13 protein-coding genes are annotated in these 16,029 nt (G+C 32.1%); 9 read left to right on the forward strand and 4 right to left on the reverse strand.

Translation table 11 applies throughout. The features are described from left to right. Positions 1–148 precede the first annotated feature (148 nt). From htpG to ACKTTV_RS14250, 3 genes are all read left to right on the forward strand, one after another. On the forward strand, positions 149–2,059 hold the full coding sequence (gene htpG, locus ACKTTV_RS14240) for a molecular chaperone HtpG (RefSeq protein WP_408031517.1): 1,911 nt from the start codon (positions 149–151) through the stop codon (positions 2,057–2,059). 142 nt (positions 2,060–2,201) lie between these two features. Further along, positions 2,202–3,161 (forward strand): OmpA family protein, encoded by a 960-nt coding sequence (locus ACKTTV_RS14245; protein WP_408031518.1) that lies wholly within the window; start codon positions 2,202–2,204, stop codon positions 3,159–3,161. Positions 3,162–3,177: 16 nt separating this feature from the next. Continuing rightward, positions 3,178–3,660, forward strand: coding sequence for a hypothetical protein (locus ACKTTV_RS14250; RefSeq protein WP_408031519.1), 483 nt, complete (start codon positions 3,178–3,180; stop codon positions 3,658–3,660). A gap of 27 nt (positions 3,661–3,687) precedes the next feature. Here ACKTTV_RS14250 and ACKTTV_RS14255 read toward each other — a convergent pair whose 3' ends face one another. Both ACKTTV_RS14255 and ACKTTV_RS14260 read right to left on the reverse strand, forming a co-directional pair. Then, a complete protein-coding gene (locus ACKTTV_RS14255; protein WP_408031520.1) occupies positions 3,688–3,915 on the reverse strand; it encodes a hypothetical protein in 228 nt (75 codons plus the stop codon). 1 nt (position 3,916) lies between these two features. Continuing rightward, positions 3,917–5,341 carry an MATE family efflux transporter gene (locus ACKTTV_RS14260; protein ID WP_408031620.1) on the reverse strand — a complete coding sequence of 475 codons (1,425 nt, stop codon included), beginning with the start codon at positions 5,339–5,341 and terminating at the stop codon, positions 3,917–3,919. 67 nt (positions 5,342–5,408) lie between these two features. On the opposite strand from ACKTTV_RS14260, the gene tpx reads away from it, so the two are divergent. From tpx to ribB, 6 genes are all read left to right on the forward strand, one after another. Continuing rightward, positions 5,409–5,906, forward strand: coding sequence for a thiol peroxidase (gene tpx, locus ACKTTV_RS14265; protein WP_408031521.1), 498 nt, complete (start codon positions 5,409–5,411; stop codon positions 5,904–5,906). Between the two features lie 6 nt (positions 5,907–5,912). Further along, complete coding sequence (locus ACKTTV_RS14270; protein ID WP_408031522.1) at positions 5,913–6,293, forward strand: diacylglycerol kinase family protein; 381 nt, start codon at positions 5,913–5,915, stop codon at positions 6,291–6,293. Between the two features lie 28 nt (positions 6,294–6,321). Further along, positions 6,322–8,799, forward strand: coding sequence for a DNA translocase FtsK (locus tag ACKTTV_RS14275; RefSeq protein ID WP_408031523.1), 2,478 nt, complete (start codon positions 6,322–6,324; stop codon positions 8,797–8,799). 10 nt (positions 8,800–8,809) lie between these two features. Then, the gene (locus ACKTTV_RS14280) at positions 8,810–9,487 is read left to right on the forward strand and encodes a LolA family protein (RefSeq protein WP_408031524.1); all 678 of its coding nucleotides are present in this window, start codon (positions 8,810–8,812) and stop codon (positions 9,485–9,487) included. Positions 9,488–9,571: 84 nt separating this feature from the next. Then, the gene (locus tag ACKTTV_RS14285) at positions 9,572–11,044 is read left to right on the forward strand and encodes an LptF/LptG family permease (protein WP_408031525.1); all 1,473 of its coding nucleotides are present in this window, start codon (positions 9,572–9,574) and stop codon (positions 11,042–11,044) included. Then, positions 11,022–12,164 (forward strand): 3,4-dihydroxy-2-butanone-4-phosphate synthase, encoded by a 1,143-nt coding sequence (gene ribB, locus ACKTTV_RS14290; RefSeq protein WP_408031526.1) that lies wholly within the window; start codon positions 11,022–11,024, stop codon positions 12,162–12,164. Before ACKTTV_RS14285 ends, ribB begins: the two co-directional genes overlap by 23 nt. 33 nt (positions 12,165–12,197) lie before the next feature. Here ribB and ACKTTV_RS14295 read toward each other — a convergent pair whose 3' ends face one another. Then, positions 12,198–14,711 carry a CHAT domain-containing protein gene (locus ACKTTV_RS14295; RefSeq protein WP_408031527.1) on the reverse strand — a complete coding sequence of 838 codons (2,514 nt, stop codon included), beginning with the start codon at positions 14,709–14,711 and terminating at the stop codon, positions 12,198–12,200. A gap of 25 nt (positions 14,712–14,736) precedes the next feature. After that, positions 14,737–15,987 (reverse strand): S8 family peptidase, encoded by a 1,251-nt coding sequence (locus ACKTTV_RS14300; protein ID WP_408031528.1) that lies wholly within the window; start codon positions 15,985–15,987, stop codon positions 14,737–14,739. Positions 15,988–16,029: the final 42 nt, after the last annotated feature.

The following is a 16,029-nucleotide window of genomic DNA, read 5'->3' on the forward strand; positions in this document are numbered from 1 at the left end:
TGACTATCAAAAGTAGCAATTTATAATTTTTAAAACAATTTAAGAAACCTTTTGGCTTAATTACATGTCATATTGTCATTATTTCAGTTTTGGTATTTTTTTTGACTATTTCATTCCAGAAAATAATATCAAATAAAATATATAAATTATGAGTAAAGGAAATATTAATGTATCGGTAGAAAACATTTTTCCTCTGATTAAAAAGTTCTTGTATTCTGATCATGAAATCTTTTTACGCGAACTTATTTCTAATGCTACAGATGCTACTACAAAGCTTAAACATTTAATTTCAATAGGTGAAGCACAAGTTGAATATGGTGCCCCTAAAATTGAAGTTAAGATTGATAAAGACAATAAAACTTTAAGTATTACCGACCAAGGTTTAGGTATGACAGCCGAGGAGGTTGAAAAATACATTAATCAAATTGCTTTTTCAGGAGCTGAGGAGTTTTTAGAAAAGTATAAAGATGATAAAAACGAAACTGGAGTAATTGGTCATTTTGGATTAGGGTTCTACTCTGCTTTTATGGTTGCCGATAAAGTTGAAATTATTACAAAGTCATTTAAAGAAGAGCCAGCCGCTCACTGGACTTGTGATGGTTCACCTGAATATACTTTAGTAGAGCATGATAAATCTGATCGTGGAACTGAGATAATTCTACATATAGCTGAAGATTCAGTAGAGTTTTTAGAAGACGGAAAAATAAGAGGACTCCTAACTAAATATAACAGATTCAACCAAGTACCTATCAAATTTGGTACTAAGAAAATTAATGATCCTGACTTTACTCCTCAAACAATTACTGATGAGGAAGGAAAGGAAACGAAGGAGCCTCATAAACAAATCGATGTTGATGATATTATCAATAACACAGAACCTGCTTGGACCAAAAAACCTGCAGATTTAGAAGCTGATGATTATAAAAACTTCTACCGTGAGTTATATCCTATGCAATTTGAGGAATCTTTATTCCACATTCACTTAAATGTTGACTATCCTTTTAACTTAACGGGTATTTTATTCTTCCCTAAGTTAAGTCAGAATTTAGATATGCAAAAGGATAAAATTCAATTATATCAAAACCAAGTATTTGTTACGGACAATGTCGAAGGAATTGTGCCTGACTTCTTACAAATGCTTAAAGGTGTTATTGACTCTCCAGATATTCCTTTAAACGTTTCTCGTTCTTATTTACAGGCTGATGGTGCTGTTAAGAAAATATCAGGTTATATTACTAAAAAGGTAGCTGATAAATTAAGCTCTTTATTCAAGAAAGATAGAGAAGATTTCGAAAAGAAATGGAATGATATTAAAGTAATTATTGAGTATGGTATGTTATCTGAAGAGAAGTTCTTCGATAAAGCAAAAAAGTTTGCACTATACCCAACAGTAAACGATGAGTATTTTACTTTTGATGAATTAGTTGAGAAAACTAAGGATAGCCAAACAGATAAAGATGGTAATCATATTATCCTTTATGCGGCAAATAAAGATGCTCAACATGCCTATATTGAAGCTGCTAAGGCAAAAGGCTATGAGGTATTATTATTAGATTCTCCTATTGTGTCTCACTTAATGCAAAAACTAGAGACTTCAGGTGGAGACACCAAAGTTCAGTTTACTCGTGTTGATGCTGACCATGTTGATAATTTAATCAAGAAAGATGATACCGTTATTTCTAAATTATCTGATGAAGAAAAGGATAAATTAAAGCCTATTATTGAAGGTTCTGTTCCAAAAGAATCATATACGGTTCAATTAGAATCTATGGACTCTGACGCTTCTCCTTTCTTAATCACTGTTCCCGAATTTATGCGAAGAATGAAAGAAATGAGTGCTTCAGGTGGAGGCATGATGGGAATGGGTAACTTACCTGAAATGTATAATTTAGTGGTAAACACAAATCACCAGTTGGTTAGTGATATCCTAAATGCTGATGAAGACAAACAGAAAGAATTAATTTCTCAAGCTTTCGATCTAGCGAAATTATCTCAGAATCTATTACACGGAGAAGAATTGACTAACTTCATTAAAAGAAGTTATAATTTAATAAAGTAATAACAATATAATGTTACCATCAAAAAGCTTACCTAAACGGTAAGCTTTTTTGTTTTAATACAGTTATCATACTACATTATTTGATTAATAAAAAGATTTTTATATTTTTAATGCACAAACAAAAATCAACTACCCCTTAACTATGAGAAACTTTTTAAAAGCTTTTCTCGTTTTTTTGTGTTGGGCAACCGTAGCTCTTCTCGTTCAGAGTCGTAACTTTAGTTATGAGGACTCCCCTACGCCGACCGATGAAAATTTGACAAAAGAAACCTCAGATAAGAAAATTAAACAAACTTCTAAACCTTCTGAAACTCCAAAAATAGTAGAGAAAAAAGCTTCTGAACCAACTACTATAGAAGAAAATCCAACGAAAGAAATTAAATCGATTAAAAAAGAATCAAAATTAACCCATCTTAAATTCAAACATAAGTTTATTACAAATGCGGCACATACCAGGGTTTTGTTTCCTCAAAACTTTTCTTACTTCAAAGATTCTATTTTCAATTTTTTAAATAATAATCCTACTAAAGAAATAACTGTTGTGGGGCATTATTTACCCAATGAATTTTTATCAAATAAAACCTCTTTCGGTGAATCAAGAGCCATATATATTAAAAATCGATTAGCCAAATATGGCGTTAATCCGAACAGACTTAATATTAAAGATTCTGTAGTGAATTATAATTATGACTATGATGGCTTTTATGCAGAAGGAATCACTATTTATTATGGAGAAGTTTCAAACCAGAAAAAAGAAATTCTGGATAAGTTTATTGTGTCTAAAACCGTACAAAATGTATTCGGAAGAAACACAATAAGACCAGATAAAAGTTTAATAGCTTACACGTTCGAATTAAAAAATTACTTAGCCAACAACCCTAATAAAACAGTAAATATTGTTGGGCACTCAACTAAAACAAGGAATCCAGAGACCAGTAATTCAATTGGTTTACAATTAGCAACCCAATTATCCAACTATCTAATTGAAAATGGAATTCCTAAATCAAAATTAAAAGCAAGTTCTAAAGGAGACACCCAGCCTTTAGAAGGACATAAATCAAATAATTTAAAAAACAAAAGAATTGAAATACTAATCAACTAACATTAATCCCTTGAATATGGCACTCTTTTTAGCAGAAAAATCCTCTCACCTTCTCGGACTCTTTTTCTGGATGTTTGGCTCATTTTTAATTGGCTATTTATTTTCTTGGTTTTACTACAAAAATAAGTACGAAAACCAAATAGAAGAAAGTAAAGAAACCATTACTGAGTTACGTACAGAAATGCAATCTACAATACGGGCAAAAAAAACCGTTGAGCGTGGTGGAATTGAGATAAAACACCCTAAAAAACTTAAATTTGACAATATTGGTAAGGCCGATGAAGACAGCAAAGATGACCTTACTAAAATAAATGGAATTGGAAGTTTTATAGAGAAAAAATTAAATAGCATTGGTATTTATAATTATCAACAAATAAGCAAATTATCTAATGATGAAATTGAAACTGTAACAGATTTAATTCAATTTTTTCCAGGTAGAATTGTAAGAGATAATTGGAAAGGTCAAGCAAAACAACTTTTAGAAAATAATGAAGAATAAAAAAAATGCTGGTAAAACCAGCATTTTTTATTCCTCATATTGCTTCATTTCTTCATCGTAAAACGTTCCAGCCAATTCTATCAAGTTTTCTAACTCATTGGCCAAATCTTGCTCATTTTCTCCTGACACGTCCTCAAACCACTCCACTTCATCATCTTTCAAATTGATTAAAAATCTAGGATATTCAGTATGCAATACAAAAATATCTTCAGGGTTATTACTATTATCTGCCAATAAAAACTTAGGTAAATTCATTCTATTTTGTTTTAATCAATTTTAATGTTAAATAATTAAAGCGCAAATATAATAGAATTGAAGCTGATGTAAGCCCTGCTATTAAGCCTAACCATATTCCAAAACTTCCATACATTTCCTCACTTCCAAAGTAAAAACTTATTGGAAACCCTATAATCCAATAAGAAATAAGTGTCATAATTGTAGGAATAACAACATCCTGCAAACCTCTCAGCGCTCCTAAAACCATCACCTGAATACTATCACTAATTTGAAAAAATGCTGCAGCAATAAGTAATTGAGAAGCTATTTCCAAAACCTCCATATTATCAGCATAATTAGTAACATCGTTTGAATCTATATATAAATGCGGTAAGGATTTATGAAAGGCAAAGAAAAATCCACAAAAAATTACTGCCAAAATAGTTCCCATCAAGAATATTGAAAACGCAATCCTTCTTAATTCCTTATATTTTTTTAATCCTTTCTGATTCCCGATTCTAATCATAGAAGTAACCCCTAAACCAGTTGCGACCATAAATGTCATTGATGACAAGTTAAGAGCGATTTGATTTGCAGCTTGTGGATTTTTTCCTAATAAACCACTCAACCAAATCGCCGCCGTGAAAATTGCCACTTCAAATAGCATCTGCATAGCACTTGGAGCTCCTAAACTTATAATCTTCTTTATCATGCGACCTTCTAACACAAAAATCTTAATTCTGGTTACTAGTTGTCTCGTACGTTCCTTTCTTGTTAAAACCCACCATAAGAAAATTACCATAACTACCCTAGATAATAAAGTTCCATAAGCGGCTCCAACAATTCCCAAGGCAGGAAAACCAAACTTTCCAAAAATCAACAGGTAATTAAATATTACATTCAAAATATTAGCCAACAATGTTGCATACATTGGATATTTTGTCATGGACATTCCATCACTAAATTGTTTCAACGCTTGAAAAGTAATCATTGGAATTAAAGAAAATGCCACCAAATCCAAATAAGGCAAAGACAAAGTAACCACCTCTTCTGGCTGATCCATATAGTACATCAATGGTTTTGCAAAGTAAACACCTAAAAACATTACTAAGCCCATGCAAAAACATAGAACAACCCCATGCTTGAAAGTAGATTTCGCGTTTTTAAAATTGTTTGAAGAATCGGCTTCTGCCGTTAATGGTGTAATCGCTGTTGAAAAACCAATACCTAAAGACATTGCTATAAAAAGAAAGCTATTTCCTAAAGATACTGCTGCCAATTCAGCTGTTCCCAACTGCCCTACCATAATATTATCAATAAAACTCACAAAGGTATGCCCAAGCATCCCTAACATCACAGGAGCTGCCAATTTCCAATTGTATCTAAACTCCTTTGTATACTCCCCTAAACTCAACTTTATATCCTTAAAATTCTGGCTACGAAGATACTTCTTTTTACACCTGATAATGTTTGATTCCAGTCATTTTTTTTAAATTATTTAACTACCTTTGAATTCTAATTAAAATGAAAAAATGGCAACTATTAACTTACAAGGAAATCCAATTGAAACAGTTGGAAACCTTCCAAACTTAAACGAAAAAGCTCCTGAATTTACGTTAACTGCTTCTGATCTTTCAGATAAAAAATTAAGTGATTTTGCAGGAACAAAACTTGTATTAAATATCTTTCCTAGTGTTGATACTGGAACATGTGCTACTTCGGTAAGAGAATTTAATAAAAAAGCCTCTGCCCTTGACAATACTAAAGTAATTTGTGTTTCAAAAGACTTACCCTTTGCCCAAGGAAGATTTTGTGGAGCTGAAGGTATAGAAAATGTAGTAATGCTATCTGATTTTAGAGATGGTAACTTTGGAAAAGAGTATGGTTTAGAAATTACTACTGGACCATTACAAAGTTTACATTCACGTTGTGTTGTTGTAATCAACGAGGAAGGTAATATTGTATATACAGAACAGGTTAATGAAATTGTAGACGAGCCTAATTACGAAGCAGCTTTAAAAGCTCTTTAATCTTTTATGAAAGATCATAAACTAGGGTTTATAAGAGGTAGACTACGGAGCATAAAATTTGCCGTAAAAGGTATGTGGTTACTTCTGACCACAGAAGATAGTATAAAAGTACAAGCTTTTTTCGCTATCCTCGTTACTTTTATGGGGTTTTACTTTTCCATTTCAACAAATGAATGGTTGGCTCAAATTTTGGTTATTGCTTTGGTATTAGTTGCCGAAGCATTAAACACAGCCATTGAAAAAGTAGCCGATTTTGTACACCCAGATTATGATAAAAAAATAGGTTTTATCAAAGATATAGCTGCTGGAGCACCTGCTTTCGCAGCTTTCTTCTCTTTGATTATTGCGGGTATTATTTACATCCCTAAAATTATCGCTATATTTTAGCGTTTTAAGTACTGATTAATTTTTATTTATGGCAAAAAAGAAAACATCTGTTAAGAAAAATCAGAAATCCGTTTCGACTATTTCAAAAGTCAAGTCTTTTGTTCAAAATAGACAAAATCAAACTATTTTTGGAGCTTTTCTAATATTGTTTTCTATCTTTTTAACAGTTGCCTTCATCTCTTTTTTTTACTCTTGGCAACAAGATCAAAGCTCTTTGAATCAATTCTCAGATCGAAGTATTCCCACCAGTAATTTATTGGGAAAAATTGGGGCTAAATTAAGTAATTTACTTGTTTTTAAAGGGTTTGGTTTAGGTGCCTTCATTTTAAATGTTGTATTATTCTTTACTGGAGCAAGAATCTTACTACAATCAAACTTAAAAAAAATTATTACCTCTTGGAATTGGGGGTTACTCGGAATGCTATGGGCTTCAATTTCTTTAGGTTTTGTTAATACGAAATATGCCATTTTATCTGGAGTTGTCGGTTTTGAACTTAATGAGTACCTACAAACCTTTATCGGTAAAACCGGACTTATCATTTTATTACTATTCTTCTTTATTTCTTACCTAATCATTCGTTTTAGTATTGATCCAGACACCATTGTTGAAAATTTGGAAGCTAAGAAAAAAGAGAAAGAACAAGAGCGTCTAAATAAAATTAGTAATAGCGAAGATGAGCAAAATTATAATTCCAGTACTCCTCAAGAAAAGCACGAAAGTGATAATTTAAATGCTGAGAAGGATGAAAAGTCAAATTTTGAGCTTTCTATTGAAAACTTAATGCCAACAATCAAAAACCATTCTGACGTCGCTCAAAATAACGACCATCAAAATAATGATTCTAACGAAATTGATTTAGACATTACTCTGTCGGAAAATGAGCCAGAATTAAAAGTATCAAAAGATACGATTAAAGAAGTTGAAGTTGCTATTGAAAAGATTGCTGAAGAAAAAAGTGTTACTGAAAACTTATCAGACAAACTACTAAAAGATTTTGGTGAATTCGATCCTAAACTTGAATTAAGTAATTATCGTTTCCCTACCTTCAACCTTTTGAAAGAATATAACGAAAGTATTTCTGTTGATCCTACGGAACTCGAAGCCAACAAAAATCAAATTGTAGAAACTCTAAAAAACTACAAAATTGGAATCGAACAAATTAAAGCAACAGTAGGACCAACTATTACTCTCTACGAAATTGTTCCAGAGGCTGGAGTAAGAATTTCTAAAATTAAAAACTTGGAAGATGATATTGCTTTATCTCTCTCAGCTTTAGGAATTCGTATTATTGCTCCTATCCCTGGAAAAGGAACCATTGGTATAGAAGTTCCTAATAAAAAAGCCACTATTGTTTCAATGCATTCTGTTATTTCTTCTAAGAAATTTCAGGAATCGCCTATGGAATTACCAATTGCTTTGGGAAAAACCATCTCAAATGAAACTTTTGTGGTTGATCTAGCTAAAATGCCTCACTTATTAATGGCTGGTGCTACAGGGCAAGGTAAATCTGTTGGATTAAATGCCATTTTAACATCACTACTTTATAAAAAGCATCCCGCCGAAGTAAAGTTTGTTTTGGTAGATCCGAAAAAAGTAGAACTCACGCTATTTAATAAAATTGAACGTCATTACTTGGCTAAATTGCCTGATGAAGAGGAAGCGATCATTACAGACACTACGAAAGTTGTTAATACTTTAAACTCATTATGTATTGAAATGGATGCTCGTTACGACTTGCTTAAAGATGCTATGGTTCGTAACATAAAAGAATATAATGCTAAGTTTAAAGCTCGTAAGCTAAACCCAGAAAATGGGCATCAATTTTTACCCTATATTGTTTTGGTTATTGATGAGTTCGCCGATTTAATTATGACGGCTGGTAAAGAAGTAGAAACACCTATTGCTCGTTTGGCTCAGCTTGCACGTGCCATTGGAATTCACTTGATTGTTGCTACTCAGCGTCCATCCGTGAATGTAATTACTGGTATTATTAAAGCCAACTTCCCTTCTAGAATTGCCTTTAGAGTAACTTCTAAAATTGATAGTAGAACCATTTTAGATGCTCCAGGTGCCGATCAGCTTATTGGTCGTGGAGATATGTTATATTCTGGAGGAAACGACCTTACACGTATTCAATGTGCTTTCGTCGATACGCCAGAAGTTGAAAAAATTACCGACTTTATTGGTTCTCAAAGAGCTTATGCTGAAGCTCATTTACTTCCAGAATACGTAGGAGAAGAAGGTGGCACAAATGTTGATATAGATATAGCAGATCGAGATAAATTGTTCAAAGAAGCGGCTGAAGTTATCGTTACGGCACAACAAGGTTCAGCTTCTTTATTACAAAGAAAATTAAAGCTTGGGTACAACAGAGCTGGCCGATTAATTGATCAACTTGAAGCCGCTGGAATCGTTGGTCCTTTTGAAGGAAGCAAAGCCCGCCAGGTTTTAGTACCAGATTTAATTGCTTTGGAACAGTTATTGGAGAACGAAAAAAATAATTAGAATAAAATACATGCAAACAGAAAATATAGGACGAATGAAGTATATCAGTTTATTTTTAATGGGAATTCTTATAAGCTTTAATGCAATGGCTCAGAATTCTTCCGACCAGGCAAAGCAATTACTTGATGAAGTATCTTCTAAAATGGGAGCATACAAAAATATGATTATTGGGTTTAATTCAACTTTAGTGAACCGAGAAGCTGGTATAACCAATGATCCACCTATTAGAGGAAATATCGTTATTTCTGCCGATAAGTATAATTTAGAATACTTAGGGAATAGCTTCCTATTTGATGGAAAAAAATTAGCCGTTATTAATCATGAGGATAAAGAAATAGCAATTTCTGGAGGTGATTTGGAGGAAGAAGATGGCTTTATTTACCCTTCAAAATTATTAACTTTTTACAAAGAAGGTTATAATTACACTATGGGTAAACTTCAAAATAACAAGGGAAGAAAAATCCAATATGTAGATTTAACTCCTATTGATAGTAACTCCGATATTGTAAAAGTAAAATTAGGTGTTGACGCAAAAACAAAACATATTTATGAGTTAATCCAAATCGGATCAAATGGAGCGGAAACCACTTTTACGATCACAAAGTTTAAAAAAGATCAACCTATTTCTGAAGAGTCATTTTCATTAAACAAGGATAAATACTCGAACTTAGGTTACCTAATAGATTAATTTCATAAAACTTTTGTTATAATTAATACTTATTAACAAAAGTTTTATGTTTTTATATGATACTAACACACTACCTTTGCGTCTGTGAAGACATTAGACAGATACATACTTAAAAGTTTTTTAATTCCTTTCCTCACAACCTTCTTAATCATACTATTTGTATTGATCATGCAAATGTTATGGTTAGCCTTTGATAGTTTTGCTGGTAAAGGAATTGGTGTTGTTATAATCTTAAAGTTTTTATGGTACTCTGCCTTGATGGCTGCTCCACAAGCACTTCCCATTGGTGTATTGCTATCATCAATTATGACTTTGGGTAGTTTATCTGAAAACTATGAATTTGCCGCAGCCAAGTCGGCAGGGATCTCCTTACCTCGAATGGTAAGATCTTTAGTTTTCTTAGCTGTTTTTTTGAGCTCTATTAATTTTCTTTTCTTGAATTATGTTTATCCGTATGCTGTACTGAAGCAATTAAATCTACGTCATAATATCAGGAAAAAACAACCTGCGTTAGCATTAGTTCCAGGAAGCTTTAATACCGAAATCCCAAATTATCAAATCAAATTCGAGGAAAAATATGGTGATGAAAAGAACCTTCTAAAGAAAGTTCTTATTTACGATTTATCTTCTCGAAAGGGAAATAATAAGATAATTACTGCAAAAAGTGGTAAGATTATATCTGAAGAAGGTAGCAGGTATATGACATTGGAACTTTATAATGGATATTATTTCGAACAACATGAAAAAAAAGCAGCCAATTATCGTGAAAGAAAAAAAATGCCTGCATCTCATGCTGATTTCGATGAATATACCATCAATATTGATGTTTCTTCACTAGATGGAACAGATCTTGACGATTTAAAGTACACGAAAAACTTTAATATGCTTAGTTTAAAGCAACTTAAAGATACCATTCCAACATTAAAGAAAAATTATGATACTTATATAAGCAATAGAGCAAAAAATTTATTTTTAACGTTAGATATTGGTGATCTACATGAGTATCCAGATTCATTAAAGAACAGTGAATTATCCCAAGATATTCTGTTAAATTTTGAGCTTGATCAACAAGATGAAATTATGAGTACTGCCAATTCGAAATTGGAAAGAACGCTTAATAACCAAAAATCTTATAAAAACAATTTGAAGGATAGAAGAAAATGGCTTAACCTTCACGATATAGAATATTATAACAGAGTAGCTTTTTCTTTATCGTGTTTGCTTTTATTCTTTATTGGGGCTCCACTTGGCTCCATTATAAGAAAGGGAGGAATGGGACTTCCTATGATACTGGCTATTTCCGTGTATGTATTATATTTCTTTACCAATACTTTTGGTCGAAATATGGCTGAAGAGAGTACTGTTACTGCAATCGCTGGTTCGTGGATAGCCGTCGCATTGATGCTTCCCTTAGCCTTAACATTAACAATAAGAGCAACGAAAGATAAAGGTCTGTTTGATATAAACGGATTCTTTAATTCAATTATAACCTTTTTTAAAAATATTTTCTCTAAAAAAAGAGAAACAACACACAATGACAACACAGACCTCATCTAAAATTCAATTAAATTCAATTGAAGAAGCAATTGAAGACATAAAAAATGGTAAAGTAATCATCGTTGTTGATGATGAAGACAGAGAAAATGAAGGAGATTTTCTTGCAGCAGCAGAGTTAATCACTCCTGAAATGGTCAACTTTATGGCAACTCATGGTAGAGGTTTAATTTGTACTCCTTTAACAGAAGATCGCTGTAAAGAATTGGAATTAGGAATGATGGTAAGCAATAATACGGATCCTATGGAAACTGCTTTTACCGTATCTGTTGACTTAAGAGGAAACGGTGTTACTACTGGAATTTCTGCTTCTGATAGAGCTAAAACTATTCAGGCTCTTGTTAATAAAGACACTAAACCTTTTGAATTAGCTAGGCCTGGGCATATTTTCCCTTTAAAGGCTAAAAATGGAGGTGTTCTTAGGAGAACTGGTCATACGGAAGCTGCAATTGATTTCGCTCGTCTCGCTGGCTTAAAACCCGCAGGTGTAATCGTTGAAATAATGAATGAAGATGGAACTATGGCTAGATTGCCTCAGTTGATTGAAGTTGCTAAAAAGTTCGATCTTAAAATTGTTTCGATTGAAGATTTGGTTGCCTACCGAATGGAACATGATTCACTTATTGAGAAAAAGGAAGATTTTAATATTCAAACTCGTTTTGGTGATTTCCGCTTAAGAGCTTACAAGCAAACTACAAATGATCAAATTCATATTGCTTTAACAAAAGGAAACTGGACAAAAGAGGATCCTATTCTAACAAGAATCAATTCTACCTTAGTTAATAATGATATTTTAGGAACTTTAACCAATAATGCTGACAAGAAGTTAGATCAGATGTTTAAAGTGGTAAATGAAGAGGGAAAAGGTGCAATTCTTTTTATTAATCAACAATCTCAATCACTTAATCTTTTAAATAGATTACGTGGTTTAAAAGAGAATCAAAGTAAGGGTGAAATGAAAGCACCAAGTGTGGTAATGGATAATAAGGATTTTGGTATTGGAGCTCAGATATTACATGATTTACATATTCATAAACTACGCTTAGTTTCAAATACACAACAGAAAAAACGTGTTGGAATGATAGGTTATGGACTTGAAATAGTTGATTACGTGTCCTACTAAATTCAACAGTTAAGATATTTAAAAAGGAGTAAACTAGTTTTGCTCCTTTTTTTGTTGGAAGTGATTAATAATTAATTTACTACAAACAAATACAGAAACCATAGCCAATACAACCCATATCATTCTGAAGTAATCAATTTCTAAGGTTACTGCTTCTGTATTTCCAGTTAAAACTAATGCACCCCAATAATAAGGTGATTTTTCACTCAATTGATGGTTTTTTAAATACTTTTTCTTAGCCATTTGTAATGCTTTTGATTTCGTTTGTCCTTCACTTAATTCTTCGTAAAAGTTACTTAAAATTTCTGTAACTGCCTTCTCATTTGCTTCCCATTGACTTGTGATAACACTTTTAGCCCCGCCCCTAAAAAAGCCACGTGCCAAACTCATAACTCCCTCTCCCACTTCATGCTCTCCTATGGCTCCATTACACACATCAAGTACTACTAAGTCGGCATTATTTCTTAATTCAGATATCTCCTTAAAACTTAAACTTTTATCATGAAACATAAGCCAAGGTTCATTTTCAATTTCGTCAATTCCAGCATGCGTGTTTAAATGGATAATATTGTATTTTTCGAGCTCTTTACTAAAAGAAATTGTTTGGGCATTTTTCCCTATGAGCATATGACTAGGATACAAATTAGATATCTTATTCATGATTAATGTACTTCTATCTAAAGATGGTAAATTACTGTGCTTAAAATCAATCGGAGCAATTCCAAAAACACCATACTTAGAATTATTGTTTTGTTTATTTAAATGATCGGTTATTGATAATGATAAGAAATATAGAATCTCTATATTTTCTACAAGATACTCATCTGAAGAATTTGGAGTTATTGTTTCAAAATTGATGTATTGTAATAAATAGTCTGGAACAATAATTAATTTCTTATTTTTAATTCTTTCAAAGGATTTCTCAAATGGAAACAGAGTCTCATAAACCCTTTTTGCTATAGCTGTATACTCTTCCTTTTCTTTTTCAGTTTTAAAATATTGTATCACCTTCTTTTTCAAATATTGAATATCTGAAATTAACTGAGGCACATTATTTAGTTTGAAAAATATTTCTCCTTCATCGTCATAAAACAGTCCATAACCTTCATCTTCATCTAAAATATACTCGATAAATGATGTATCATTACCTATGTACTCATGTATTTTACTGGATAACATTTCTGGTGTTGGCTCTTGAAAGTATTCTTTTTTAGATTTATGAAGTCCTTCCAATAATAGCAACCCTTTATTCTTCTCCATAAAATAAAAAGCTAATGAAGAATTACTGGCATGATAAGCCAAAGTGACGCCATTCATGTAAAACTTGCTTGCTTTTTCAATCCAAAACAACTTTGACATATCAACAACACTCTCCTGCCTAACAATTGATATTAATTTATCAACCAAAATGACCAATTCAAGAGTTTTTCCAATTCCTCTGGTATTAACCGTATCTGTGTATAGCTTGGTTCCGGCATCAACACTTTCGATCATATAATCTAAAATGTCAATTGCATATTCAGAATTCTTAATAGCTTCAAACTCTGGTACCTCTTCATAAGTATATCCTAAAAGTGTTTCGATTGCCTTTTTATTGTTTAACAACTTTATTGATGTATCCATAACATCTCCTTGGTTGTTGTAAACAGCAGCTTCAGATCTTTTATCATTGCAAAAATTTAAGGCTTTTACAAAATAGTCATCGGCAGTTGTTGGCTCGTTAATAACGTTATGAACCCTTCCTAAGTTATTATAAATTCGACTTAAACCTAAGCTATCCTGATAGTGAAGACATATTTTTTCTGCTTTTTTATAAAATACTATCGCCCTTTCATAGTCCTTTAAACCGTCGTAAATATTTGCTAAATTATTGTCATGACCAATACTAGTGTTTAAACTAGAGTGAGTTTTCAAAATAGTATCAATACTGGTGATATGTTTAAATATTTCCTCCGAATATTTTTCAGATTTATCGATTTCACTATATGCATATATAGCACCCTCATGGGCTTTTAAGAGAGTTTTGGGGTCTCGATATCTATTATAACTATTAACAACCTCATTGAACTTTTCAAGTGCTCGAAAATAATCTCCCTCCTCAGATATTAAGTATGCCAGATCTATTAATGCCTTGTATTTGAACTTATTTTCTACTGAATAACTGAAAATTTCTTTAATAATGTCTTTTCTCTTATCTTCATTGTTCAGTTTTCCATAATAGTAGTTTATATTGTACAAACTGTTTAAGAGCTTATAATAAGCTATTGAATCACTTTGCCTTCTTAAATTAACGGACTTTCGAGTGAATTCTATCGCTTTTTCATAATCACCGATACTGTTTTCTAACAGACCGAGTTTATGATAAACATCAGCCGCTTTTGAAGTACTCATAGACTTCTCATTCTTAAGAATATCAAGAACTATCTCTATTTTACTCTTTTCACTCTCTTCAGAATGAAAAACAGAATCGATTCTTCTTATTTGATCAGAATTTTGAGCATATAGTTTTATGCTAAAACACAGAAAAATCAAGAAAAATCGACTCATAAAGTGGTTAGTTATAGTTTAACCACTAATTTAATAATTTATTATATTTTACAGGCCTTGTTGGATCATAAGAAATAGAAATTCCATCTAAATTTAACTGATATATTATATCGTTTGGTGAATGTGACATTCCTGAATTATACAATATTTTGGCAGAAAGTGCTGAAACCAGAGGAGCTGAATAAGATGTTCCTGATATTGGTACTAGATTTAATGAAATATCATAAAAAGGAACCTCCTCGCCAGGAGCATAAAAATCGACCGTATTTAATCCAAAATTTGAAAAGCTAGCGATATCGGAGCTATCAACATTTGAAGAAGCAATCGACAAAATATTTCTTTGAGGATAACATGACGGATAATGAACAAAATCATCGGTGTTTTTTGTACTATTCCCTGCGGAAGTTACAATTAAAACGGTTCTTTGGTATTGTTCAACCAAAGAACTAAAGATCGTGTTAACATCAGTATTTGTTTCATACCATCCCAAACTAATTTGGATAATATTGGCTCTTGGTAATGCATACTTTAGCCCGCATAAAATATTGAAGTAAGTCGCAATACCATTTTTATCACACACTTTTACAGGTAAAATTTGATGAGGCACTCCTTCATCACATAATTTCTTATTTATGATATAGCTAACTTTTGTTCCATGAATTAAATCGAAATCATCAAAGAAGTTGCTATTATTATTAACAAAATTCCATCCAGAAGCAGTTCCTGGAGTATTTGTCCCGAATGAATTATACAGAAACGGTTCTGGAAACAATGGATAATTTGCATCAATACCTGTGTCTAAAACAGCAATTGTAACACCTTCATTTGACTCAACAACTTGATCAATATACGCTCCTTGTCCCCCTCCTAATCCGTAAACATCATTTTCACCTTCTAATCTAAAAGAAAACTCATAATCAACATCAGAAATATCACCCTCTGGACCTCCACTTCCCCCTTGAATAGATAACTTTTTATCTTCTACATTAATCCCTTCTCCAAAATTCCATTTTTCAATTAACTCATCGTCACATAAATCGCATTGTTGATATCTAACCACTCGATATTGATTTCTTAAATACTGCTTTCTGCGTCGACTTACATTCGGCTTATACTTAATAATCAATTCATCTGAAGAATACCTAGGAATATTTCGCGCTTTTTTTGGTTTTGTAACCCTTTTTCGCTGTTGTAACTCTATATTATCCTTATTTTCACTACATTGATAACTCACACAACCAACCAATAAAACAAATAGTAATTTTAAAAACTTCATTGCTCTTTAAATTTTTAATTATAGTTTTCCCCCTTGACAAAA

Source organism: Tenacibaculum xiamenense (genome assembly GCF_964513065.1).
GTDB lineage: Bacteria > Bacteroidota > Bacteroidia > Flavobacteriales > Flavobacteriaceae > Polaribacter > Polaribacter xiamenense.

What these genes read in the sequence shown, in the direction of transcription:
- htpG (WP_408031517.1), top strand. Translation starts at nt 149, where the DNA reads ATGAGTAAAGGAAATATTAATGTATCGGTAGAAAACATTTTTCCTCTG.
- ACKTTV_RS14270 (WP_408031522.1), top strand. Translation starts at nt 5,913, where the DNA reads ATGAAAGATCATAAACTAGGGTTTATAAGAGGTAGACTACGGAGCATA.
- ACKTTV_RS14275 (WP_408031523.1), top strand. Translation starts at nt 6,322, where the DNA reads ATGGCAAAAAAGAAAACATCTGTTAAGAAAAATCAGAAATCCGTTTCG.
- ribB (WP_408031526.1), top strand. Translation starts at nt 11,022, where the DNA reads ATGACAACACAGACCTCATCTAAAATTCAATTAAATTCAATTGAAGAA.
- ACKTTV_RS14245 (WP_408031518.1), top strand. Translation starts at nt 2,202, where the DNA reads ATGAGAAACTTTTTAAAAGCTTTTCTCGTTTTTTTGTGTTGGGCAACC.
- ACKTTV_RS14255 (WP_408031520.1), bottom strand. Translation starts at nt 3,915, where the DNA reads ATGAATTTACCTAAGTTTTTATTGGCAGATAATAGTAATAACCCTGAA.
- ACKTTV_RS14300 (WP_408031528.1), bottom strand. Translation starts at nt 15,987, where the DNA reads ATGAAGTTTTTAAAATTACTATTTGTTTTATTGGTTGGTTGTGTGAGT.
- ACKTTV_RS14280 (WP_408031524.1), top strand. Translation starts at nt 8,810, where the DNA reads ATGCAAACAGAAAATATAGGACGAATGAAGTATATCAGTTTATTTTTA.
- ACKTTV_RS14250 (WP_408031519.1), top strand. Translation starts at nt 3,178, where the DNA reads ATGGCACTCTTTTTAGCAGAAAAATCCTCTCACCTTCTCGGACTCTTT.
- tpx (WP_408031521.1), top strand. Translation starts at nt 5,409, where the DNA reads ATGGCAACTATTAACTTACAAGGAAATCCAATTGAAACAGTTGGAAAC.
- ACKTTV_RS14295 (WP_408031527.1), bottom strand. Translation starts at nt 14,711, where the DNA reads ATGAGTCGATTTTTCTTGATTTTTCTGTGTTTTAGCATAAAACTATAT.